The sequence below is a fragment of the Hydrogenophaga borbori genome (assembly GCF_003417535.1).
GTDB lineage: Bacteria > Pseudomonadota > Gammaproteobacteria > Burkholderiales > Burkholderiaceae_C > Hydrogenophaga > Hydrogenophaga borbori.
In genome coordinates, this window is record NZ_QVLS01000007.1 from 207,306 (window position 1) to 229,717 (window position 22,412).

At 69.7% G+C, this 22,412-nt stretch carries 21 protein-coding genes; 12 read left to right on the forward strand and 9 right to left on the reverse strand.

What is annotated here, in order from left to right; genetic code table 11:
• Positions 1-27 precede the first annotated feature (27 nt).
• The 12 genes from DY262_RS13340 (at position 28) to nagZ (ending at position 11,843) form a co-directional block, all read left to right on the forward strand.
• Positions 28-690 (forward strand): sigma-E factor negative regulatory protein, encoded by a 663-nt coding sequence (locus tag DY262_RS13340; protein ID WP_116959536.1) that lies wholly within the window; start codon positions 28-30, stop codon positions 688-690.
• An 11-nt stretch (positions 691-701) separates the two neighbouring features.
• Entirely contained in the window at positions 702-1,778 is a 1,077-nt protein-coding gene (locus tag DY262_RS13345; protein ID WP_245980974.1) for a MucB/RseB C-terminal domain-containing protein, read from the forward strand.
• 35 nt (positions 1,779-1,813) lie between these two features.
• Positions 1,814-3,301 carry a DegQ family serine endoprotease gene (locus tag DY262_RS13350; protein ID WP_116959538.1) on the forward strand — a complete coding sequence of 496 codons (1,488 nt, stop codon included), beginning with the start codon at positions 1,814-1,816 and terminating at the stop codon, positions 3,299-3,301.
• Positions 3,302-3,834: 533 nt separating this feature from the next.
• Positions 3,835-5,643: a translation elongation factor 4 gene (gene lepA / locus DY262_RS13355; RefSeq protein ID WP_116959539.1), complete on the forward strand. Its 1,809-nt coding sequence runs from the start codon at positions 3,835-3,837 to the stop codon at positions 5,641-5,643.
• Positions 5,643-6,620 (forward strand): signal peptidase I, encoded by a 978-nt coding sequence (gene lepB, locus DY262_RS13360; RefSeq protein ID WP_416186967.1) that lies wholly within the window; start codon positions 5,643-5,645, stop codon positions 6,618-6,620. Before lepA ends, lepB begins: the two co-directional genes overlap by 1 nt.
• Positions 6,621-6,643: 23 nt before the next feature.
• Positions 6,644-6,991, forward strand: a complete 348-nt coding sequence (locus DY262_RS13365) for a DUF4845 domain-containing protein (RefSeq protein WP_116959540.1) — start codon at positions 6,644-6,646, stop codon at positions 6,989-6,991.
• A 19-nt stretch (positions 6,992-7,010) separates the two neighbouring features.
• The gene (gene rnc, locus DY262_RS13370; protein ID WP_116959541.1) at positions 7,011-7,694 is read left to right on the forward strand and encodes a ribonuclease III; all 684 of its coding nucleotides are present in this window, start codon (positions 7,011-7,013) and stop codon (positions 7,692-7,694) included.
• Positions 7,695-7,705: 11 nt separating this feature from the next.
• Positions 7,706-8,704 (forward strand): GTPase Era, encoded by a 999-nt coding sequence (era, locus tag DY262_RS13375; RefSeq protein WP_116959542.1) that lies wholly within the window; start codon positions 7,706-7,708, stop codon positions 8,702-8,704.
• 90 nt (positions 8,705-8,794) lie between these two features.
• Entirely contained in the window at positions 8,795-9,592 is a 798-nt protein-coding gene (gene recO / locus DY262_RS13380) for a DNA repair protein RecO (RefSeq protein WP_116959543.1), read from the forward strand.
• A 12-nt stretch (positions 9,593-9,604) separates the two neighbouring features.
• Entirely contained in the window at positions 9,605-10,360 is a 756-nt protein-coding gene (locus DY262_RS13385) for a pyridoxine 5'-phosphate synthase (protein WP_116959544.1), read from the forward strand.
• A complete protein-coding gene (acpS, locus tag DY262_RS13390; RefSeq protein WP_116959545.1) occupies positions 10,357-10,767 on the forward strand; it encodes a holo-ACP synthase in 411 nt (136 codons plus the stop codon). The genes DY262_RS13385 and acpS overlap by 4 nt, the downstream gene beginning before the upstream one ends.
• A complete protein-coding gene (gene nagZ, locus DY262_RS13395) occupies positions 10,764-11,843 on the forward strand; it encodes a beta-N-acetylhexosaminidase (protein WP_116959546.1) in 1,080 nt (359 codons plus the stop codon). The genes acpS and nagZ overlap by 4 nt, the downstream gene beginning before the upstream one ends.
• 18 nt (positions 11,844-11,861) lie before the next feature.
• On the opposite strand, the gene DY262_RS13400 is transcribed toward nagZ, so the two are convergent.
• From DY262_RS13400 to leuB, 9 genes are all read right to left on the reverse strand, one after another.
• Positions 11,862-12,542, reverse strand: coding sequence for an LON peptidase substrate-binding domain-containing protein (locus tag DY262_RS13400; protein ID WP_116959547.1), 681 nt, complete (start codon positions 12,540-12,542; stop codon positions 11,862-11,864).
• Positions 12,539-13,417: an acetyl-CoA carboxylase, carboxyltransferase subunit beta gene (gene accD / locus DY262_RS13405; RefSeq protein ID WP_070397536.1), complete on the reverse strand. Its 879-nt coding sequence runs from the start codon at positions 13,415-13,417 to the stop codon at positions 12,539-12,541. The genes DY262_RS13400 and accD overlap by 4 nt, the downstream gene beginning before the upstream one ends.
• Before the next feature lie 38 nt (positions 13,418-13,455).
• A complete protein-coding gene (gene trpA, locus DY262_RS13410; RefSeq protein ID WP_116959548.1) occupies positions 13,456-14,265 on the reverse strand; it encodes a tryptophan synthase subunit alpha in 810 nt (269 codons plus the stop codon).
• Positions 14,262-15,533 carry a tryptophan synthase subunit beta gene (gene trpB / locus DY262_RS13415; RefSeq protein ID WP_116959549.1) on the reverse strand — a complete coding sequence of 424 codons (1,272 nt, stop codon included), beginning with the start codon at positions 15,531-15,533 and terminating at the stop codon, positions 14,262-14,264. Before trpB ends, trpA begins: the two co-directional genes overlap by 4 nt.
• 46 nt (positions 15,534-15,579) lie before the next feature.
• On the reverse strand, positions 15,580-16,266 hold the full coding sequence (locus tag DY262_RS13420; RefSeq protein ID WP_116959550.1) for a phosphoribosylanthranilate isomerase: 687 nt from the start codon (positions 16,264-16,266) through the stop codon (positions 15,580-15,582).
• A gap of 11 nt (positions 16,267-16,277) precedes the next feature.
• Positions 16,278-17,066 (reverse strand): tRNA pseudouridine(38-40) synthase TruA, encoded by a 789-nt coding sequence (truA, locus tag DY262_RS13425; protein ID WP_116959551.1) that lies wholly within the window; start codon positions 17,064-17,066, stop codon positions 16,278-16,280.
• 51 nt (positions 17,067-17,117) lie between these two features.
• The gene (locus DY262_RS13430) at positions 17,118-19,742 is read right to left on the reverse strand and encodes a FimV/HubP family polar landmark protein (protein WP_245980976.1); all 2,625 of its coding nucleotides are present in this window, start codon (positions 19,740-19,742) and stop codon (positions 17,118-17,120) included.
• A gap of 214 nt (positions 19,743-19,956) precedes the next feature.
• On the reverse strand, positions 19,957-21,087 hold the full coding sequence (asd, locus tag DY262_RS13435; RefSeq protein ID WP_116959552.1) for an aspartate-semialdehyde dehydrogenase: 1,131 nt from the start codon (positions 21,085-21,087) through the stop codon (positions 19,957-19,959).
• A gap of 245 nt (positions 21,088-21,332) precedes the next feature.
• Positions 21,333-22,403 carry a 3-isopropylmalate dehydrogenase gene (gene leuB / locus DY262_RS13440; RefSeq protein ID WP_116959553.1) on the reverse strand — a complete coding sequence of 357 codons (1,071 nt, stop codon included), beginning with the start codon at positions 22,401-22,403 and terminating at the stop codon, positions 21,333-21,335.
• Positions 22,404-22,412: the final 9 nt, after the last annotated feature.

A 22,412-nucleotide genomic window follows, 5' to 3' on the forward strand; every position in this document is an offset into this window, starting at 1 on the left:
GAGGCCTGTCACGCTGAGGTCGCCGCCATGAACCAGCCCACTTCCTTCGATTCGGCCCGCCCGGGCGCCGACCAGGTGTCGGCCTTGTGCGATGGCTACCTGGACGAGCGCGAAAGCGACGCCCTGTTCGCGCGCTGTCGCCTGGGCGACGAGGCCCTGGTGCAGTGGCGCGGCTACCAGCTCATCGGCGAGGTGCTGCGAGGCGATGGCGCGGCCCTGCCGGCCCGATCGCCCATGGATTTCCTGGCCGAGCTGAACCAGCGGCTCGACGCCGAGCACCAGCCCGCCGCGGACGCCGGGTCCCAGCCCGTGCGCGCCGTGCGTGGCGCGGCGGCGAACGACGCCCTGTTCCGCTGGAAGATGGTGTCGGGGCTGGCCAGCGTGGTGGCGGTCGCCGCCGTCGGCTGGACCGTGCTGGCCTCCGCGCCCAGCGGCCCGCAGGGGCCGGTGCTGGCCCAGGAGCGGGTGGCGCTGCCGCCCGCCACCCTGGCTTCGGCGGCGCCGCCGGCCGCGTCGGCCGGTGTGCCGTCCACGCGCCCGGTGATGGTGTCCACCTCGCAGGGCCCCCTCATCCGCGACCCGGCGCTGGAGCGCCTGCTGTCCGAGCACCGCCAGCACGGCGGCATGTCGGCCTTCCAGACCTCGACCGGTTTCATCCGCAACGCCACCTACGACGCCGACGCCCGCTGATGGCCGCGCCCATGACGACCGCCGCTTTCACCCCCGCCGTCCTGCCCTGCGCCCGTCGGCTTGGCGCGCCGCGGCTGCGCCGCTTCGGGGCCGCCCTGATCGTCTGGGCCTGCGCCGGTGGCTGGAGCGCACCGGCGCTGGCCCAGGGGGCCAGCGTGTCGCCGGGCGCGGGTTCCGCGCGCAGCGTCACCGAATGGCTCTCGCGCATGCACCAGGCCTCGCTCCAGCGCTCGTACACCGGCACGCTGGTCGTCAGCTCCGGCAGCGCGATGTCGGCCTCCAAGATCTGGCATGTGTGCGACGGCACGCAGCAGATGGAGCGCGTGGAGACGCTCACCGGCGCGCCGCGCACCACCATCCGCCGCAACAGTGAGGTCATCACCTTCGAGCCGGAAACGCGCACCGCCATGGTCGAGAAGCGCGAATCGCTCGGCGTCTTTCCCGACATGCTGCGCACGCCGGCCAGCGCCATCGCGCAGTTCTATGGCGCCCGCGAAGTGGGGTACCAGCGCGTGGCGGGCCACATGGCCGACATGGTGGAGATCGTGCCTCGCGATGAGTGGCGTTTCGGCTACCGGATCTGGTCCGAGAAGAAGAGTGGCCTGATCGTGAAGCTGCAGACGCTGGGCGCCCAGGGAGAGGTGCTGGAGCAGGTGGCGTTCTCCGAGCTGCAGCTCGACGCGCCCGTGAGCATGGACAAGCTCGCGCGCCTCATGAAGGACACGCGCGGCTACGAGGTGATCAAGCCCGCGCTGCGCAAGACCACGCCTCAGGCCGAGGGCTGGCAGTTGAAGGAGTCCATCCCGGGCTTCACCGCCATGAGCTGCCACACGCGGGAAGTGCCCGGCGGTCCCCTGCCGGCGGGCCAGGCCCCCATGCAGTGGGTGTTCTCCGATGGGTTGGCGTCCGTGTCGCTGTTTGTCGAGCCCTTCGACCCGCAGCGCCACGGCAACGAGGAGCAGCAGGTGGCCATGGGGGCCACCCACTCCGTCAGCCGCCGCGTCGGCGACCATTGGGTGACTGCCCTGGGCGAGGTGCCGCCTGCCACCCTGAAGCGTTTCGCCGACGCCCTGGAGCGCATCCGCTGAGACCGCCCTTGATCGACCACCGAAGAAAGCCGCCGATGTCCGTTGCCCGACTCCGTCCCTCCCTGCAAGCCCTGGCCCTGGCCGCCGCCTTCGGTGCGGCCGGGTCGCTGGCCTTGCTCACGCCGACCCCCTCGCTCGCCCAGGCGGCCGCGACCAACGCGCGCGGCCTGCCGGATTTCACCGACCTCGTCGACCTGGTCGGCCCGTCGGTGGTCAACATCCGCACGCTCGAGCGCGCCGCGGCGCGCGGCAATGCCGAGGGCGGCCCCGACGAGGAGATGCTGGAGTTCTTCCGCCGCTTCGGCATTCCGATCCCCCCGGGCGTGACGCCGCGCGGCCCGCGCCAGGGCCCGCCGTCCGACGAGGCGCGCCCGCGCGGCGTGGGCTCGGGCTTCGTGCTCAGCGCCGACGGCTTCATCATGACCAACGCCCATGTCGTGGACGGCGCCGATGAGCTGATCGTCACGCTGGCGGACAAGCGCGAATTCAAGGCCCGCATCGTCGGCACCGATGCACGCACCGACGTGGCGGTGGTGAAGATCGAGGCCACCGGCCTGGCGCCGGTGAAGGTGGGCGACATCAACCGCCTGCGCGTGGGCGAATGGGTGATGGCGATCGGCTCGCCCTTCGGCCTGGAGAACACCGTCACGGCCGGCATCGTGAGCGCCAAGCAGCGCGACACGGGCGACTACCTGCCCTTCATCCAGACCGACGTGGCCATCAACCCGGGCAACTCGGGCGGGCCGCTGATCAACATGCGCGGCGAGGTCGTGGGCATCAACAGCCAGATCTACTCGCGCTCGGGCGGCTTCCAGGGCATCTCCTTCGCCATTCCCATCGACGAGGCCGTGCGTGTGTCCAACGAGCTGCGCGCCAGCGGGCGCGTCACGCGCGGGCGCATCGGCGTGCGCATCGACCAGGTGGGCAAGGAAGTGGCCGAGTCGCTGGGCATGGCGCAGCCCAAGGGCGCGCTGGTGCGTGGCGTCGAGCCCGACTCGCCGGCCGCGAAGGCGGGCGTCGAGCCGGGCGACATCATCCTCAAGTTCGATGGCAAGGAGATCGACAAGTCGGTCGACCTGCCGCGCCTGGTGGGCAACACCAAGCCGGGCACGCGCAGCACCATGACGGTGTTGCGCCGGGGCAGCCAGCGCGAGCTGAACGTGGTGATCGCCGAGCTCGAGCCCGAGCGCCCCGAGGCGCGTGCCGCCGCCCCCGAGCCCAAGCCCGTGCCGAGCAACAACGCCACGCAGTCGCTGGGCCTGACGCTGGCCGAACTCGGCGCGGACGATGCCAAGGCGCTCAAGGTCAAGGGCGGCGTTCGCGTGATCGGCGTCACCGGCCCCGCCACCCGGGCCGGCCTGCGCGAAGGCGACGTGATCGTGGCGGTGGCCAACACCGAGGTGTCCTCGGTCAAGGACGTGGAGGCCGTGCTCGCCAAGCTGGACAAGTCCAAGCCAGTGAATCTGCTGCTGCGCCGGGGCGAATGGGCCCAGTACGCGGTGGTGCGCCCGCAGCTTCGGTGACGGGCCCGGGTGTGGAACGCCTTTCGGGTGGCTTGGGCCAATAACCCCCGCCCGTCCCCGGGCATCGGCGCCGTCTGTCGCCAGGTGTTTCGGGGACGCGACGCCCTCCCAAGCCCGTCCGACGGGTCGGTCATCAGGGAAGTTAGTAAGCACCAACAGAAATTCGGCCAGTCTTGACCGGATTCGCTAAAATCCCGCGCGTTGTTGACGGATTGAAGCCGGCGCGCGAGCACCCAATTCACGATGCGGGAGCCCAAAGGTTCCCGGTGGTCCTTGATCCACAGCCGTTGCACAGCTTGTACCCAGAGCCTGTGGATAAGCTGTAAACAACTGCCCTGTTGCGGCCCGGCGACAGGGTGGGGAAGCTTGGTGGCGGCTGTCTGCGGGGGGCTTTTTGCCTACAATGAAACCCCAACTATCGCAGTTGCCATTGATTGTTGGTTACGGGCGCGTCAGCAGCTGACGCGCCCTTTTTTATGGTCGCGCGCCCTGGCCCGGCGCGCGATGAACATGGTCCCTGGCCCGGCCTTCCGATGAACCACATCCGCAATTTCTCGATCATCGCGCACATCGATCACGGCAAATCGACGCTCGCGGATCGCATCATCTCCCGCTGCGGCGGCCTCTCCGATCGCGAGATGAGCGAGCAGGTGCTCGACTCCATGGACATCGAGAAGGAGCGCGGCATCACCATCAAGGCGCAGACGGCCGCGCTGCAATACAAGGCGCGCGACGGCCGCGTCTACAACCTGAACCTGATCGACACCCCCGGCCACGTGGACTTCTCCTACGAGGTCTCGCGCTCCCTGTCGGCCTGCGAGGGCGCCTTGCTGGTGGTGGACGCCAGCCAGGGCGTGGAGGCCCAGACGGTGGCCAACTGCTACACCGCGCTCGACCTCGGTGTGGAGGTGCTGCCGGTCCTGAACAAGATGGACCTGCCGAACGCCGACCCCGAGAACGCCAAGAGCGAGATCGAGGACGTGATCGGCATCGACGCGAGCGATGCCATCCCGTGTTCGGCCAAGACGGGCATGGGGGTCGAGGACATCCTGGAGGCCGTGGTGGCCAAGGTGCCGGCGCCGCGCGGCAACCCGGACGCCCCCCTGCGCGCCATGATCATCGACAGCTGGTACGACGCCTACGTGGGCGTGGTGATGCTGGTCCGGGTGGTGGACGGTCGCCTGCTCAAGGGCGAGCGCTTCAAGCTCATGGCCACCAACGCGGCCTACAACGCCGACAACCTGGGCGTGTTCACGCCGGCCACCCAGCCCCGCGACTCGCTGGAGGCGGGGGAGGTGGGCTACATCATCGCCGGCATCAAGGAGCTCGCGGCCGCCAAGGTGGGCGACACCGTGACGCTGGAAAAGAAGCTGCCCAACAACGCCGGCCCGGCGGAGCAACCGCTGCCCGGCTTCAAGGAGGTGCAGCCGCAGGTGTTCGCCGGCCTGTACCCCACCGAGGCCAACCAGTACGACGCCCTGCGCGACGCCCTGGAGAAGCTCAAGCTCAACGACGCCTCGCTGCACTACGAGCCCGAGGTGTCGCAGGCCCTGGGCTTCGGCTTTCGCTGCGGCTTCCTGGGCCTGCTGCACATGGAGATCGTGCAGGAGCGCCTGGAGCGCGAGTTCGACCAGGACCTCATCACCACCGCGCCCAGCGTGGTCTACCAGGTGGTCAAGGGCGACGGCGAGGTGCTGATGGTGGAGAACCCCTCCAAGATGCCCGACGCCGGCCGCATCGAGGAAATCCGCGAGCCCATCGTCACCGTGCACCTGTACATGCCGCAGGAGTACGTGGGGCCGGTCATGACCCTGGCCAACCAGAAGCGCGGCGTGCAGATCAACATGGCTTACCACGGCAAGCAGGTCATGCTGACCTACGAACTGCCGCTGGGCGAGATCGTGCTGGACTTCTTCGACAAGCTCAAATCCGTCAGCCGCGGTTACGCCAGCATGGACTACGAGTTCAAGGAGTACCGCCGCTCCGACGTGGTCAAGGTCGACATCCTGCTCAACGGCGAGAAGGTCGACGCCCTGTCCATCATCGTGCACCGCAGCCAGGCGCAGTACCGTGGCCGCGCCGTGGCGGCCAAGATGCGCGAGATCATCAGCCGCCAGATGTTCGACGTGGCGATCCAGGCGGCCATCGGGGGCAACGTCATCGCGCGCGAAACCATCAAGGCGCTGCGCAAGAACGTGCTGGCAAAATGCTACGGTGGTGACATCACCCGCAAACGCAAACTGCTCGAAAAACAGAAAGCTGGCAAGAAACGCATGAAACAGATCGGCTCCGTCGAAGTGCCCCAGGAAGCGTTCCTGGCCATCCTGCAGGTGCAAGACTGATGAAGTCCACGATGGGTGCGGTCACGGGGATCATCCTCGCGGCGTTCGGGCTCTATGCCGTGGCCTGGTACATGGGCGCGGTCGAGGGCAATTTTTCACTCCTGCTGCTGCTGGCGACGCTCGTCACCGGCGTCTACTGGGTGATCGACAAGCTGGTCTTCCTGCCGCAGCGCCGCCGCGCGGCCGACCAGCTCGTGATGGAGCACCACCAGCGCAAGGAAGCCCTGGCCAAGCAGGGCTTCAGCCAGATCGAGGGCGACATCGAACCGGCGCGGCAGCGGGCGCTGGCCCAGCCCTGGTGGCTGGATTGGACGGCGGGCCTGTTCCCGGTGATCCTGGCCGTCTTCGTGCTCCGCTCCTTCCTGTTCGAGCCCTTCAAAATCCCCTCGGGCTCCATGATTCCCACCCTGCGCGTGGGCGACCTGATCCTGGTGAACAAGTACCACTACGGCATCCGCCTGCCCGTGGTCAACACCAAGGTCTGGGACAACCAGGCGCCGCAGCGCGGCGACGTGGTCGTCTTCCGCTACCCGCCCAAGCCCAGCCTGGACTACATCAAGCGCGTGATCGGCCTGCCCGGTGACGAGGTGGCCTACCTGAACAAGCAACTCACGGTGAACGGCCAGCCCGTGCCGCGGGTGGCGCAGCCCGACTTCTTCGACAAGGACTCGATGCGCTACGCCAAGCAATGGCAGGAAAGCCTGGGCGGCAAGCAGTACAACACCCTCACCGAGGACAACCGCCCGGCCTTCGTCGACGGCGCCACCCAGTTCCCGTTCGCCGAGAACTGCCGCTACAGCGTGGAGGGCGCGGTCTGCAAGGTGCCGGCCGGCCATTACTTCATGATGGGCGACAATCGCGACAATTCGCTCGACTCGCGGTATTGGGGCTTCGTGCCCGAAGCGAATATCGTGGGCAAGGCCTTCTTGGTCTGGATGAATTTCGGCGACCTCGGTCGCATCGGACGATTCGAGTAAGAGCGAACCCTGAGGAGGAGCGCATGAAGCTGAAGCGGCAACAACGGGGCCTGACGTTCGTCGGCCTGATCATCGTCGGCACCCTGCTGGCGCTCGCGGGCATCGTGGCGGCCCAGGTGTTCCCCACCTACCTCGAGTACATGGCCGTGCAGAAGGCGGTGCAGAAGGCCTCGGCGGGCAGCACGGTGGCCGAGGTGCGCGACATCTTCGACAAGGCGGCCACGATCGACGACATCCGCACCATCTCGGGCAAGGACCTCACCGTGGGCAAGCAGGGCGACCGCGTGGTGGTGTCCTACGACTACGCCCGCGAAATCCACCTGGCCGGGCCGGCCTGGCTGGTCATGAAGTACAAGGGCAGCTCGCAATGAGCGCGGCCCGGTTGATGGTTTGAGCCCCGATCTCACCGCGCTGCAGGGCCGGCTGCAGCACCGCTTTGCCAACCCACGCCTGCTGGAGCGGGCGCTGACCCACCGCAGCTTCGGCGCCGACCACAACGAGCGCCTGGAATTCCTGGGCGACTCCGTGCTCAACCTGGCCATTTCCGGCCTGCTGTTCGAGAAGCTGGACGCCTTGCCCGAGGGCGATCTGTCCCGCATCCGCGCCAACCTGGTCAAGCAGGACACCTTGTTCGGGCTGGCCCAGGCGCTGGGCCTGTCGTCCGGCCTGCGGCTGGGCGATGGCGAGAAGCGCTCGGGTGGGCACAAGCGCCCCTCCATCCTGGCCGACGCCCTGGAGGCCGTGATCGGCGCCGTCTACCTCGACGCCGGTTTCGAGACCGCCTCGGCCCTGGTGCGGCGGCTGTACGGCGGCGTGGAGCTGAGTCACACCATGACGGCCCTGGGCAAGGACCCGAAAACCGAATTGCAGGAGTGGCTGCAGGGCCGCAAAATGAAGCTGCCCGTCTACCGCGTGGTGGCCACGCTGGGTGAAGCCCACAAGCAGACCTTCGACGTGGAGTGCACCGTGCAGGAGTCCGGTCACAGCGAGCGCGGCATTGGCGCCTCGCGGCGCGCGGGCGAGCAGGCCGCCGCCGCCGCCATGCTGCAGCACCTGATGGCCAGCGCGCGCTGACGAACCGATCCATGAGCCAGAAGACACCCGCCCCCCCGCCCGCCGACAACCTCGAGGCCATGCTGGCGCGCGCCCTGGGCAAGCCCGGCGCGACCGAGGCCGCTGAGCCCAGGCCCGAGGTGGCCGAGGCCGACAAGCGCTGTGGCTACGTTGCCATCGTGGGCAAGCCCAACGTGGGCAAGTCCACCCTGCTCAACGCGCTGGTGGGGCAAAAGGTCAGCATCACCTCGCGCAAGGCCCAGACCACGCGGCACCGCATCACCGGCATCCGCACCGAAGGCGCTTCGCAGTACATCTTCGTCGATACCCCGGGTTTCCAGACCCGCCATGGCAATGCGCTCAACCGCTCGCTCAACAAGACCGTGCTGGGCGCCGTGGCCGATGTCGACCTGATCCTCTTCGTGGTGGAGGCCGGCCGATTCAACCTGGCCGACGCCAAGGTGCTGTCGCTGCTGCCGCCGGACGTGCCGGTGATTCTGCTGGCCAACAAGCTGGACGAGGTGCACCGCCGCGGCGACCTGGCGCCCTGGCTGCGATCCATGCAGGAGCGTCACGCCTTCGCCGAGTTCGTGCCCATGTCGGCCAAGGCCGCCAAGGACATCCAGCGCCTGTTCACCATCTGCGAGAAGTACCTGCCGCAGCAGCCCTGGATCCACGACGCCGAGGACCTGACCGACCGCAGCGAGCGCTTCATGGCCGCCGAAATGGTGCGCGAAAAGCTGTTCCGCCTCACCGGCGACGAGCTGCCGTACACCTCCACGGTGATCATCGACCGCTTCGAGGAAGAGGGACAGCTGCGCCGCATCGCCGCCACCATCGTGGTCGAGCGCGAAGGGCACAAGGGCATGGTGATCGGCGACAAGGGCGAGAAGCTCAAGCGCATCGGCACCGAGGCCCGCATGGAGCTGGAAAAGCTCTGGGGCGGCAAGGTCTTCCTGGAGCTGTGGGTCAAGGTCCGCTCCGGCTGGGCCGACGACGAGGCCCGCGTGCGCTCCTTTGGATATGAATGAGCTCCCCCCGCTCCACCGCCGCGCGGGTCGCTGCCCCCCGCGGGGGCCGGTCTGCCTTGGGGCGGCCCGGTGGCAGGCCGATGCCTAGCGATGAAGGCCCGGGTAGCCGACGAGTCCGCGTTCGTCCTGCACCGCTACGACTGGAGCGAGACCAGCCTCGTGCTGGAGGTGTTCACGCGTTACCACGGTCGCATCGCCCTGGTGGCCAAGGGCGTGAAGCGGCCCACCTCGCAGTTCCGCCCCGTGCTGCTGCCGCTGCAGCCGCTGCAGCTGAGCTGGAGCGGCGATGCCGAGGTCCGCACGCTCAAGGCCGCGCAGTGGGTGGGTGGGCATGTCATGCCCACCGGCGAGGCGCTCATCGCGGGCAGCTACCTGAATGAGCTGCTGATGCGCCTGCTGGCGCGCGAAGACCCCTACCCGCGCCTGTTCGACTGGTTCGCCACGGCCGTGCACACCCTGGCCGAGCAGCCCGACGCGCGCAGCGTGGTGCTGCGCGCCTTCGAGCTGCTGCTGCTGCGCGAGACCGGCCTGCTGCCCGACCTGCGGCGCGAGGGCGCGACGCTGGCCCCCTTGAGCGAGGTCGGGCGCTACGTGTTGCAGCCCGAGTCCGGCCTGCGCCTGGCGCACGACGAGGACCACCACGCGCTGGACGCGGCGCGCTGGCGCGGGCTGCAGCAGGCGCTGGACGGGCCGGCCCCTTTCGTGCCCGTGTTGCGGGCCTGCGCCGAGATCGCGCCGACCCTGCGCATCCCCCTGCGCAACCTGCTGCTCTACCATGGCAACGTGCGCGTGTTCGGCACGCGCCAGCTTCTGCTCGATGTGCAGGCCCTGCGCCGCCGCCGCGGGCATGCCGCCGATGCCCCTTCCACCGATCCCACCGACTCCTGACTGGGCCTGAGCATGGTGCACAACCGGACCGCGCTGTCGGTCAACCTCAACAAGGTCGCGCTGGTGCGCAACACCCGCCACCTGGGCATTCCTTCCGTCGTCCGCGCGGCCGAGCTGTGTCTGCGGGCCGGCGCCGCCGGCATCACCGTGCACCCGCGGCCCGACGAGCGCCACATCCGCGCGCACGACGTGCACGAGCTGGCCGCCGCGCTCAAGGCCTGGCCCGGTCGCGAATACAACATCGAGGGCAACCCCTTCCACAACCTCATGGACTTCGTGCGCGCGGTGCGCCCGCACCAGGCCACCTTCGTGCCCGACGCCGAGGGCCAGTTCACCAGCGACCACGGCTGGCGCTTTCCCGGCGACGCCGAGCGCCTGCGCCCCCTGATCGCCGAATGCCACGCGCTGGGCGTGCGCGTGAGCCTGTTCATGGACGCCGAGGCCGACCAGATGGCCGCGGCCCGGGCGGTCGGTGCCGACCGGGTCGAGCTCTACACCGAACCCTACGCCGCCGCCTTCGGCACGCCGGCGCAGGACGAGCAGCTGCACCGCTTCGCGCGGGCCGCGCGGGCCGCGCTGGACGCTGGCCTGGCGGTCAACGCCGGGCACGACCTCAACCGCGACAACCTCACGCCCTTCCTGCGCCAGGTGCCGGGCGTGAGCGAAGTCTCCATCGGCCACGCGCTGATCGCCGACGCGCTGGAGCTGGGCTACGGGGCCACCGTCCAGGCCTACAACCGCTGCATCGACGGCGCGTTCGGCGCATGAGCATTTACGGCATCGGCACCGACATCTGCGACGTGCGCCGCATCGCGGCCACGCTGGAGCGCCAGGGCGAACGATTCGCCGGCAAGGTGCTCAGCGAGGCCGAGTTCGCCGTCTGGCAGCGCCGCAGCGCGCGCTGGCCGCAGCGCGGCCTGCGCTACCTGGCCACGCGCTTCTCGGCCAAGGAGGCTTTTTCCAAGGCCATCGGCCTGGGCATGCGCATGCCCATGAGCTGGCGCCGCTGCGAGATCGCCAACCTGCCCAGCGGCCAGCCCGTGATCGTGCTGCACGGCGAGCTCAAGGCCTGGTTCGAGGCGCGCGGCCTGCGCGCCCACGTGACCGTGACCGACGAAACCGACTACGCGGCCAGCTTCGTGGTCGTTGAGCGCACAACCCCCCCTTCGCCATGAACCACCACGCCCCCCTGATCATCGACGTCGCCGGCCTGACCCTGACCGACAGCGACCGCCAGCGCCTGGACCACCCCCTGGTGGGCGGCGCCATCCTGTTCGCCCGCAACTGGCGCGACCGCGCGCAGCTCACGCGCTTGTGCGCCGAGATCAAGGCGGTGCGCGACGATCTGCTGATCGCGGTCGACCACGAGGGTGGCCGCGTGCAGCGCTTTCGCACCGACGGTTTCACCGCGCTGGCGCCCATGGCGGCCTTCGGCGAGCGCTGGATGGCCGGCGGCGCCGACGGAGACGGCGCGATGCGCGCGGCCGACGCCGCCACGGCGGCCGGCTTCGTGCTTGGCGCCGAGCTGCGCGCCTGCGGCGTGGACCTGAGCTTCACCCCCGTGCTCGACCTCAACCACGGGGACAGCTCGGTCATCGGCGACCGCGCTTTCGCGCGCGACCCGCGCGTGGTCACGGTGCTGGCGCAGGCGCTGATGCACGGCCTGCGCCAGAGCGGCATGGCCAACTGCGGCAAGCACTTTCCCGGACATGGCTATGTGCGCGGCGACACGCACCACGAGGTTCCGCGCGACACGCGCTCGCTCAAGGCCATCCTGGCCGACGACGCCTTGCCCTACGGCTGGCTCAGCGCCTCGCTCAGCGCGGTCATGCCCGCGCACGTGATCTACCCCAAGGTGGACGCCCGGCCCGCCGGTTTCTCGTCGCGCTGGCTGCAGGACGTGCTGCGCGCGCGCCTGGGCTTCACCGGCGCGGTGTTCAGCGACGACCTGGGCATGGCCGCGGCGCGCCAGATCGAAGGCCGCGCGGTGCGCTTCGCCGAGGCCGCCACGGCGGCGCTGCAGGCGGGCTGCGACATGGTGCTGCTGTGCAACCAGAGCGTGGTGGACGGTGGCGCGCCGATCGACGAGGCGATCGACGAGCTTTCGCGCGCCGCGCTGCAGGGCGGCTGGACGCCGTCGCCCGCGAGCGAGGAGCGCCGCCGCGCGCTGCTGCCCCAGGGCCGGGCCACGGCCTGGGACGACCTGATGGTGGATCCGCGCTACATGCGCGCGCTGTCGCTGTTGCCTTGAGGCGCCCCGGGCGGGCGCTCAGCGGTCCAGCCCGAGCTTGTCGAGCAGGTCGGCCACGAGTTCGAGGCGCAGCAGCGGGTTGTCCAGCGCCATCAGCCGCTGCTTGAGCGCCAGCGGGGCGGGCACCAGTTCGCACCAGCGGTTGGCCACCCAGCCCGCGTCGTGCCAGTGGTACGGCGGCTGGATCGGCAGCTGGTCCTCGGCACCGGGTTGGCGCTCGCGCAGGTTTTCCAGCACGCGCTGGAGGCCGGTGGCCACCGAGACCAGTTCGTCCGGCACGGGCGCGGGGACGTCGGCCGGCAGCAGCTCGACGTCGGCCACCCACAGGCCGTGCGGCAGCCGCGTGCGGCGCGTGACGTTGAAGCGCTGCAGGCCCTGGCAGCGGATCATGTAGAGACCTGGCTGGGGTTTCTCCAGCGATTCGATGCGCGCGAGCACGCCGATCGGGTGGAAATCTTCCTTGGCGAAACCGTCGCCGCCGGGCGGGGCCTTGGGGTCGAGCCGGCGCACCTCGCTGCCTTCGCTCAGGCTCACCACGCCGAAGGGCGCGCCGGCCTTGTGGCAGCGGCCGATCATGTCGAGGTAGCGCACCTCGAAGATGCGAAGCGGCAGCCAACCGCCCGGGAACAGGACGGTCTGCAGCGGGAAGAGGGGCAGCTGGGCGAGCTTGAGCGCCTCAGCCGCCGGGCCGTCGCTCAATCCTCGACCACCGCGTCGGCGCTCTGGCGCTGCATCATGGCCAGCAGGCTGGCCACGGTGGCGCGCAGTTCGCGGCGGTCACAGATGAAGTCGACCGCGCCTTTGGTCTGCAGGAACTCGGCGCGCTGGAAGCCTTCGGGCAGCTTCACGCGCACGGTGTTCTCGATCACGCGCGGGCCGGCGAAGCCGATCAGCGCCTTGGGTTCGGCGATCACCACGTCGCCCACGAAGGCGAAGCCCGCGCTCACGCCGCCCATGGTGGGGTCGGTGAGCACGCTGATGTAGGGCAGGCCTTTCTTGGCCAGGCGCGTGAGGGAGGCGTTGGTCTTGGCCATCTGCATCAGCGACAGCAGGCCCTCCTGCATGCGCGCGCCGCCGGTGGCGGTGAAGCAGACGAAGGGCACTTTCTGCGCGATGGCCTCTTCGACGCCGCGCACGAAGCGCTCGCCGACCACCGAGCCCATGGAGCCGCCCATGAAGTCGAACTCGAAGCAGGCCGCGATCAGGCTGATGCCCTTGACGGCGCCGCCCATGACGATGAGGGCGTCGGTCTCGCTGGTGCTCTCCAGCGCTTCCTTCAGTCGCTCGGGGTACTTGCGGCTGTCCTTGAACTTGAGCGCGTCGACCGGCAGCACCTCCTGCCCGATCTCGTAGCGGCCCTCGGCGTCGAGGAAGGCGTTGAGGCGCGCGCGCGCACCGATGCGGTGGTGGTGCGAGCAGTGCGGGCAGACGTTCTGGTTCTTCTCGAGGTCGTTCTTGTAGAGCACGGCCTCGCAGCTGGGGCACTTCACCCACAGGCCCTCGGGCACGCTGCGGCGCTCGGTGGGGTCGGTCGGGGTGATCTTGGGGGGGAGCAGCTTTTCGAGCCAGGACATGCGGTTCTCCAGGGGGGAGTGAGGGGCGCGAGGCGGGATTATGCGTCCAGCGCTTTTCGGATGGTGCGCATGAACTGGACGGCCACGGGCACCACTTTTTCGTGCGGTTCGTCTTCTATGAGCTGGATGAGCTTGCTGCCGATCACCACCGCGTCGGCGGTGCGGCCGATGGCGCGGGCGGTGTCCGCGTCCCGGATGCCGAAACCCACGCCGACCGGGATGCTCACGTGCGCGCGGATGCGCGGCAGCATGGCCTCGACCTGCGAGACGTCCAGCGTGCCCGCGCCGGTGACACCTTTGAGTGAAACGTAGTACACGTAGCCGCTGGCCACGCGCGCCACCTGGGCCATGCGCTCGTCGGTGGAGGTGGGGGCGAGCAGGAAGATCAGGTCCATGTCGCGCGCGCGCAGGGCGCGGGCGAAGTCTTCGCACTCCTCGGGCGGGTAGTCCACCACCAGCACGCCGTCCACGCCGGCCTCGGCCGCGTCGTTTACGAAGGCGCCGGCGCCGTGCTTCTGGTCGTAGCGCTCCACCGGGTTGGCATAGCCCATGAGCACCACGGGCGTGGTGGTGTTGCGCTCGCGGAAGCGCTTCACCATGGCCAGCACCTGCGTCAGGCCGATGCCGGCGGCCAGCGCGCGGTCGCCGGCCTTCTGGATCACGGGGCCGTCGGCCGAGGGGTCGGAGAAGGGCACGCCGAGTTCGATGACGTCGGCGCCCGCGTCGGCCATGCCCAGCATCAGCTCGGGCGTGATGTCGGCGAAGGGGAAGCCGGCCGTGACATAGGGGATCAGCGCCTTGCGGCCCTGGGCCTTGAGGTCGGACAGGGTTTTTTCGATGCGGCTCATTTGTTCTGGCCTCCCTTGACGCTGTGGCCGCGCAGGGAAGGGCGGTCGTAGAAATCCACGCCCGAGAGATCGGCGACGGTACCGATGTCCTTGTCGCCGCGGCCCGAGAGGTTGACCAGGATGGACTGCGTGGGCCGCAGGGTCTTGGCGAGTTTCATGGCATGCGCCACGGCGTGGCTGGACTCGAGCGCCGGGATGATGCCCTCGGTGCGGCAGAGGTAGTGGAAAGCTTCCAGCGCCTCGGTGTCGGTGATGCCCACGTACTCGGCGCGGCCGATGTCCTTGAGGAAGGCGTGCTCCGGCCCGACGCCGGGGTAGTCCAGGCCCGCGCTGATGCTGTGCGTTTCGGTCACCTGGCCGTTGTCGTCCTGCAGCACGTAGGTGCGGTTGCCGTGCAGCACGCCGGCGCTGCCGCGCTGCAGCGAGGCCGAGTGCTTGCCGCTGTCCAGGCCTTCGCCGGCCGCCTCCACGCCGATGAGGCGGGTGCTGGCGTGCCCTATGTAGGGGTGGAAGATGCCCATGGCGTTGCTGCCGCCGCCCACACAGGCGATCACCGCGTCGGGCTGCTCGCCCGCGCAGCCGGCCTCGCGCAGCATCTCGGGCATCTGCTTCAGGCATTCCTCGCCGATGACGCTCTGGAAGTCGCGCACCATCATCGGGTAGGGGTGCGGGCCGGCCACGGTGCCGATGATGTAGAAGGTGTTGTCCACGTTGGCGACCCAGTCGCGCATGGCCTCGTTGAGCGCGTCCTTCAAGGTCTTGCTGCCGCTCTCCACGGGCACCACGGTGGCGCCCAGCAGCTTCATGCGGTAGACGTTGGGGCTCTGGCGCTTGACGTCCTCGCTGCCCATGTAGACCACGCATTCCAGGCCGTAGCGCGCGCAGATGGTGGCGGTGGCCACGCCGTGCTGGCCCGCGCCGGTCTCGGCGATGATGCGCGGCTTGCCCATGCGGCGCGCCAGCATGGCCTGGCCGATGGTGTTGTTCACCTTGTGCGCGCCGGTGTGGTTGAGGTCCTCGCGCTTGAGGAAGATCTGCGCGCCGCCCATCTCGCGGCTCATGCGCGCGGCATGGTAGACCGGGCTGGGCCGGCCCACGAAATGGGCGAGCTCGTGGTGGAATTCGGCCAGGAAGTCCGGGTCGTGCTGGTACTTCTCGTAGGCCGCTTTGAGTTGATTGATGGCGTGGGTGAGCGTCTCGCTCACGAAGCTGCCGCCGTAGATGCCGAAGTGGCCGCGGGCGTCGGGTTGCTGGTAGGGCGTCTGCATGCGAAATCCTGTGCGGTGAATGGCCCCCGCGCGACCCGGGAACGGGTCAGGATCGCTGCGGGGAGGGTGCTGGCGCCGCGTCGGCGGCGCGCACGGCGGCCACGAAGGCCTGCATCTTGTCGGCGCTCTTGATGCCCTTGGACACCTCGATGCCGGAGCTCACGTCAACGGCCCAGGGCCGGACGAGCCGAATGCCATCGGTCACGTTTGCAGGCGTGAGTCCACCAGACAAAACGAGGCGAGAGCTGGCGTTTAGTCGAGGGTGTGACCACGAGAAGGCCGTCCAGTCGAAGGATTGGCCGCCGCCGCCGAAACCCTCGACGTGGGCGTCGAGCAGGATGGCTTGGGCGGAGACGAAATCATCGGCGAATTGTAGGAGATCGAAGCGTTTGCCTGCCTCGCCGGCGGGAATGCGTGCCGCGCGCAGGTAGGGCCGGCCCGCGGCCTGCGCCTCGGCGGGCGTTTCGTCGCCGTGCAGCTGCAGCAGGGCGTGGGGCACGGCGCGCAGACCGCGCGCGATCCACTCGGGGCTGGCGTTGACGAACAGCAGCACCGGCGTGACGAAGGCGGGCAGGCGGCGCGCCAGTTCGCCGGCGCGCTCGGGGGAGACGAAGCGCGGGCTGGGCTCGTAGAGCACAAAGCCGATGGCGTCGGCCCCGGCGCGCACGGCCGCGTCCACGTCGGCTTCGCGCGTGAAGCCGCAGAACTTGATGCGGGTGCGGTGGGCGGACATGGATGGAAGGGCTAGGGCAGCCAGTCGAAGGCCGGCGTGCGTTCGGGCAGGCCCCAGGCGGCATCGTAGACCGGCCCGAGAAAGTACAGGCCGTCGGGGGAGAAGGTGGGCGCCGCGGCGTCGCGGCTGCGCGCGGCCAACACCTCGGCCATCCACCCGGGCGGGCGGTTGCCGCTGCCGATGGCGATGAGGCAGCCCATGATGTTGCGGATCATGTGGTGCAGGAAGGCATTGGCCTCGAACTCGAAGCGCCAGTAGGCACCGCGCCGGGCGATCTCGATGCGCCGCAGCGCCTTCACCGGCGTGTGCGCCTGGCATTGCGAGGCGCGGAAAGAGGTGAAGTCGTGCTCGCCGATGAGCGAGGCGGCGGCCTGGCGCATCGCCTCGAGATTGAGCGGTCGGAACACCCAGCCCACTTGGCCCTGCTCCACGCTGGGCCGCACGGGCGACTCGAGCAGCACGTAGGCGTAGCGCCGCGCGATGGCGCTGGCGCGCGCGTGGAAGGCCGCGGGCACTTCCCGCGCCCATTGCACGGCAATGTCGGGCGGCAGGAAGCTGTTGGTGCCACGCACCCAGGCGTATTCGTCGCGGTGCAGGGGGGTATCGAAGTGCACCACCTGCATGAGCCCGTGCACGCCTGCGTCGGTGCGGCCCGCGCACAGGGTGCTCACGGCGGGCAGGGCGCAGAACTGGGCGAGCGCGGCTTCCAGCTTGTCCTGGACGGTATTGCCGCTGGGCTGGCTCTGCCAGCCGTCGTAGCCGCGGCCGTTAAAGCTCACGCCCAGCGCGATGCGGAGCATCGGGCTGGGCGTGGGGGGGGGATCGGCGGGGGTGTCGGTCAAGCGATGGCGTCAGGTCGTCAGGTCGGCCAGGAAGGTGCTGGCCTTGGCCTTGAGCGGGCCGGACGCCTCGGCCAGCACTTCCTCAGCGAGCGAGCGCGCGCCCTCGAAGTCGCCGATGGCGCGGAATTCCTCGGCCAGCGAGAGCTTGGTCTCCAGCGGGTTTTCTTCCGTGAGTTCGCCCACGGGGGCCATGGTCACCGGCTCCTTGTGGCCGCTGTCGAGGTCGAGATTGAGCCCGTCGAGGTTGAAGTCCATCAGGTTGCCTGCGGGTGCGGGTGCGGGCGCCGCGGCATTGGTCAGGTCCAGATCGAAGCCGGGGGCGCTGATGCTGTCGGGCGCGTCGCGCAGGCTGGGCACCTCGATGTCGGCCGGCGTGGTGGCCGAGCGCTCGGTCTCGTGGGCGGGCGAAGGCAGGTCGAGATCGAAGTCCATGGCGCGCGAGGACGCGGCGCCGGCCGGCTGCACCGAGGGTGCGGTCAGGGCGTCGGTGGCGTCGAGGTCGTCCAGGTCCGACATGGCGGCCATGTCGGGGTGCTCGGCCGGTGCCGGGCGAGACGGCGGGGCGTCGTCCATGGGCAGGTCGAGGTCCAGGTCCAGCGGACCGGCGCCCGTGGAGGCCTGTGAATCGAGGTTGACCGTGCTGGGGCTGAAGGCGTGCAGCCCGCCGGCCAGGGTGGCGGCGGCGGCGCCGGCCTTGGCCACGGGCTTGCCGCCGGGGTGGTAGAGCGGGTTGGTGGGGTCGAGCTCGCGGCCGAGCTCGCAGGCACGCTCCCACTCGGGGCCCTCGCCCTGGGTGAGGCCGAAGGCCTCGCTCGCCACCACCTCGAAGGCACGGGCGTCGCGGCGCTTGGCGTAGATCTCCAGCAGCTTGGTGTGGATGGCGACGCGCGTGGGGGTGCTGCGCATGGCCTCCTTGAGGATTTCCTCGGCCTGCAGGTCGCGGCCATAGGCGAGGTACACATCGGCCTCGGCCACCGGGTCCACGTCGCCAGCGGCGTCGAGCTGGCTGGGCGAATAGACCATGGACGAGCCCGAGGCCATGGCCTCGGCGGTGTCGATGCGCTGGCCGCCGCTGGAGCCGAAGAACGAGTCGGGCTGCAGGCGGCTTTCCAGGAAGGAGCTGTCGACGTTGGCGTTGGCCTTGCGCTGTCGCACGCGCCACAGACCAAGGCCGGCCAGCAGCGCCAGCACGCCGCCCACCACGGGCAGCAGCAGGGGGTTCTCGGTGAGGCTGCTGAGGAAGCTGGGCTCATCGGCAGCGGGCGCCGGCACGGCGGGCGGGCTCGGGACCTTCACGGCAGGGGCCGGTGCCGTGGCTTCGGCCGGCGCGGGAGCGGGCGCAGGCGCGGCCGGCGCTTCGGCGGCCGGCGCGGGGGCCGTGCTGGGCGCAGGGGCCTCGGCGGCAGGTGCCGGTGCCGGGGCGGCGGGTGCCGCCGGTGCGGGCGACGCGGCGGCGGGCGCTGGCGCCGGGGTGGGGGCCGCAGGGGCCTTGGCCTGGTCGCCCAGCTTGGCGAGCTCCTCGATGTTGCGTTGCAACTCGGCGCTGCGCTGGGCCGCATCGGACGACTGGCGCTGCTGCGCGATCTGGGCTTCGCTGCTGGTGCCCGGTGTGCTGCCCGAGGGGCGGCTCAGCGTCAGGCGGTCGCTGGACGGCGCCGGGGCGCCCCGGTCCTGCACCTCGCTTTGCACGCGGCCAGTGGCTTCGCGCTGGGCGGTGTCGACCCGGGCGGCGGGCGCGGCACCGGCCAGGCGACGGCGGTACTCGTCGAAGTCGCGGCTTTGCGCGGCAATGGTCTGGCGGGCTTCACCGGCGTCGATGGCCGAGGCGCTGGCCTGCGAGGGGAGGTCGATGACGGCGCCCGCGCGGACGCGGTTGACGTTGTTGTCGATGAAGGCGCTGGGGTTGGCCTGCAGCATGGCGACCAGCATCTGGTCGAGCGACACGTTCGCCGGGCGGTGGGCCTGGGCGATGGCGCCGGCCGTGTCGCCGCGCCGTACCGTGACCTGGCGCGGCGCGTCGCTGGCCGGTGCGGCGGCAGGCGCTGGCGCCGGGCGCGGCGCGCTGGCCACGGGGGCCGGCGCGGAAGCTGCGGGGGCCGGCGCGGGCGTCGGTGCCGGTGCCGCGGCCGCCGGGGCGGGCGCCGCCGGGGCCGGTGCACTGGCGCGCGGTGCGATGGGCGCCGGCTGCGGCGTCGACGCGCGCAGGTTCGGCGGATCGAACAGCAGGGTGTAGTCGCGCACCACGCGGCCGGTGGCCCAGTTGGCCTCGAGGATCAGGTCGACGAAGGGCTCGTTGACGGCGTTCGGGCCGCGCAGGCGCAGGTAGGCGCGGCCATCGGCGCGGCGCTGCAGGGTGATTTCGAGGCCGTTGAGCGCTGGGTTCACGTCCACGCCGGCGGCGCGGTAGGTGGCGCCGGGGGCGAGCGTCACGCGCAGGCTGGACGCCTCGTTGGCATTGATTTCAGGGACGTCGATCTCGGCGCGCAAGGGTTCGCCGAGGGCCGATTGCACCGAGACCCGTCCGAGGGCCAGTGCCTGGGCGTCGTGGGCGCTGAACACCAGCGTGGTGACCAGCGCGGCGGCTGCGATGGCGTGCAGGTTGGCCAGGCCACGCCGACTTGTGCGGTCCGACACGGACGAGGTCAAAGGCAATGGGGTGTGTCGGGTGTGGGATGGCACTGGAACCTCGATGGGAAAAACCGAGAAATGACCATAGCATCAACGGATTACGGTTACAAGCTGAGAATCCGCTTGAGTTTGTGAGCCTACCGTTCGTCCCGCTGAGCCCCTCCGGTCTCGTTGCAGGTGTGCAACGAGACCAGGGGCGCCTGGCCTGGCGAGGCCCTGCTCAGGCCTGCAGCAGAATCCGCAGCATGCGGCGCAGCGGCTCCGCGGCGCCCCAAAGCAGTTGGTCGCCGATGGTGAAGGCGCCGAGGTATTGCGGGCCCATCGCCATCTTGCGCAGGCGGCCCACGGGAATGGTCATGGTGCCCGTCACGGCCACGGGCGTGAGGTCGCGCAGGGTGTCTTCCTTGGTGTTGGGCACCACCTTCACCCAGGCGTTGTCGGCCGCGATCATGGCCTCGATGTCGGCCAGCGGCACGTCCTTCTTCAGCTTGAAGGTCAGGGCCTGCGAGTGGCAGCGCATGGCGCCGACGCGCACGCAGAAACCGTCCACCGGCACGGCCGGGCTGCCAAAGCCTTCGCCCTGGCCGAGGATCTTGTTCGTCTCGGCCATGCCTTTCCATTCTTCCTTGGACATGCCGTTGCCCAGGTCCTTGTCGATCCAGGGGATCAGCGAGCCGCCCAGGGGCACGCCGAAGTTGGCCACCTCGGCGCCGCTGAGCGAGCGCTGCTTGGCGATGACCTTGCGGTCGATTTCGAGGATGGCGCTCTTGGGGTCGTCGAGTAGGGCCTTCACCTCGGCGTTGAGCGTGCCGTATTGCGTGAGCAGTTCGCGCATGTGCTGCGCGCCACCGCCGCTGGCGGCCTGGTAGGTCTGGGTGCTCATCCACTCGACCAGGCCCGCCTTGTAGAGGGCGCCCACGCCCATGAGCATGCAGCTCACGGTGCAGTTGCCACCGATCCAGTCGCGCCCGCCCTTGGCGAGCGCGTTCTGGATGACCGGCAGGTTGACGGGATCGAGGACGATGACAGCGTCGTCCTTCATGCGCAGGCTGGAGGCGGCGTCGATCCAGTGGCCCTTCCAGCCGGCGGCGCGCAGCTGGGGATAGACCTCGTTCGTGTAGTCGCCGCCCTGGCAGGTGATGACGATGTCGCAGCGCTTGAGCGCCTCGATGTCGTTCGCGTCCTGCAGTTTCGTCTCGTTCTTCGCCATCGCGGGGGCCTGGCCGCCCGCGTTGGAGGTGGAGAAGAACAGCGGCTCGATCAGGTCGAAGTCTTTTTCCTCGACCATGCGATCCATCAGGACCGACCCGACCATGCCGCGCCAGCCAACCAGTCCAACCAACTTGCTCATTGAGATACGCCCTTTCGTTGAAGTCATCGGGTCCAGACCAGACCGACTTGCCCGGCTCGTCTGGCCGGGAAGGGCGCACGACGAACCAGGCTGGATCAGCCCTTAATGGTCGTGGTTTTGGTGGAGATTGCGCGCACGGCCACACCCGCCGTGGCGGCGGATGCGATGTTCAAGGCGAACGGGCGGGCGGCAAACATGGAGCGCGATTGTAGTGGATCGTCGGGCGCGCCAGGCCCCGGCGCGCGTCAGCGCAGCGCCTTCACCACAGCGGCACCCATCTCGGCGGTGCCGACGCGGGTCGTGCCTTCGCTGTGGATGTCGGGCGTGCGCAGGCCCTGGGCGAGCACCGCCTTCACGGCGGTCTCGATGCGGTCGGCGGCCTCGGGCTGGTTCAGGCTGAAGCGCAGCATCATGGCCGCGCTCAGGATGGTGGCCAATGGGTTGGCCACGCCCTGGCCCGCGATGTCGGGCGCGCTGCCGTGGCTGGGTTCGTACAGGCCCTGGTTCTTCGCGTTCAGGCTGGCCGAGGGCAGCATGCCGATGGAGCCGGTGAGCATGGAGGCTTCGTCGGAGAGGATGTCGCCGAACATGTTGCCGGTGACCACCACGTCGAACTTCTTGGGCGCGCGCACCAGCTGCATGGCGGCGTTGTCCACGTACATGTGCTCCAGCTCCACGTCGGGGTACTGGGCGTGCACCTCGGTGACCACGTCCTTCCAGAACTGGAAGGTTTCGAGCACGTTGGCCTTGTCGACGCTGGTGACCTTCTTGTGGCGCTTGCGCGCGGCCTGGAAGGCGACGTGCGCGATGCGCTCGATCTCCGGCTTGCTGTAGCGCATGGTGTCGAAGGCTTCGTCGGCGCCGGGGAAGTGGCCATCGATGGCGGTGCGGCGGCCCCGCGGCTGGCCGAAATAGATGTCGCCAGTGAGCTCGCGGATGATGAGGATGTCCAGCCCGGAGATGACCTCGGGCTTGAGCGTGGAGGCGCCCACGAGTTCGGGGTAGCAGATGGCGGGGCGGAAGTTGGCGAACAGGCCCAGGTGCTTGCGCAGGCCCAGGATGGCCTGCTCGGGCCGCAGCGGTCGGTCGAGCTTGTCGTACTTCCAGTCGCCCACGGCGCCGAACAGCACGGCATCGGCCTGCTGCGCCAGTTGCAGCGTGGCCTCGGGCAGCGGGTGGCCATGGGCTTCATAGGCCGCGCCGCCGACCAGGGCGGTTTCCATTTCGAAGGAGAGGTCGAGCGCCTGCAGGACCTTCACCGCTTCGGCGACGATTTCGGTGCCGATGCCGTCACCGGGGAGAACTGCGATTTTCATGAATCAGGG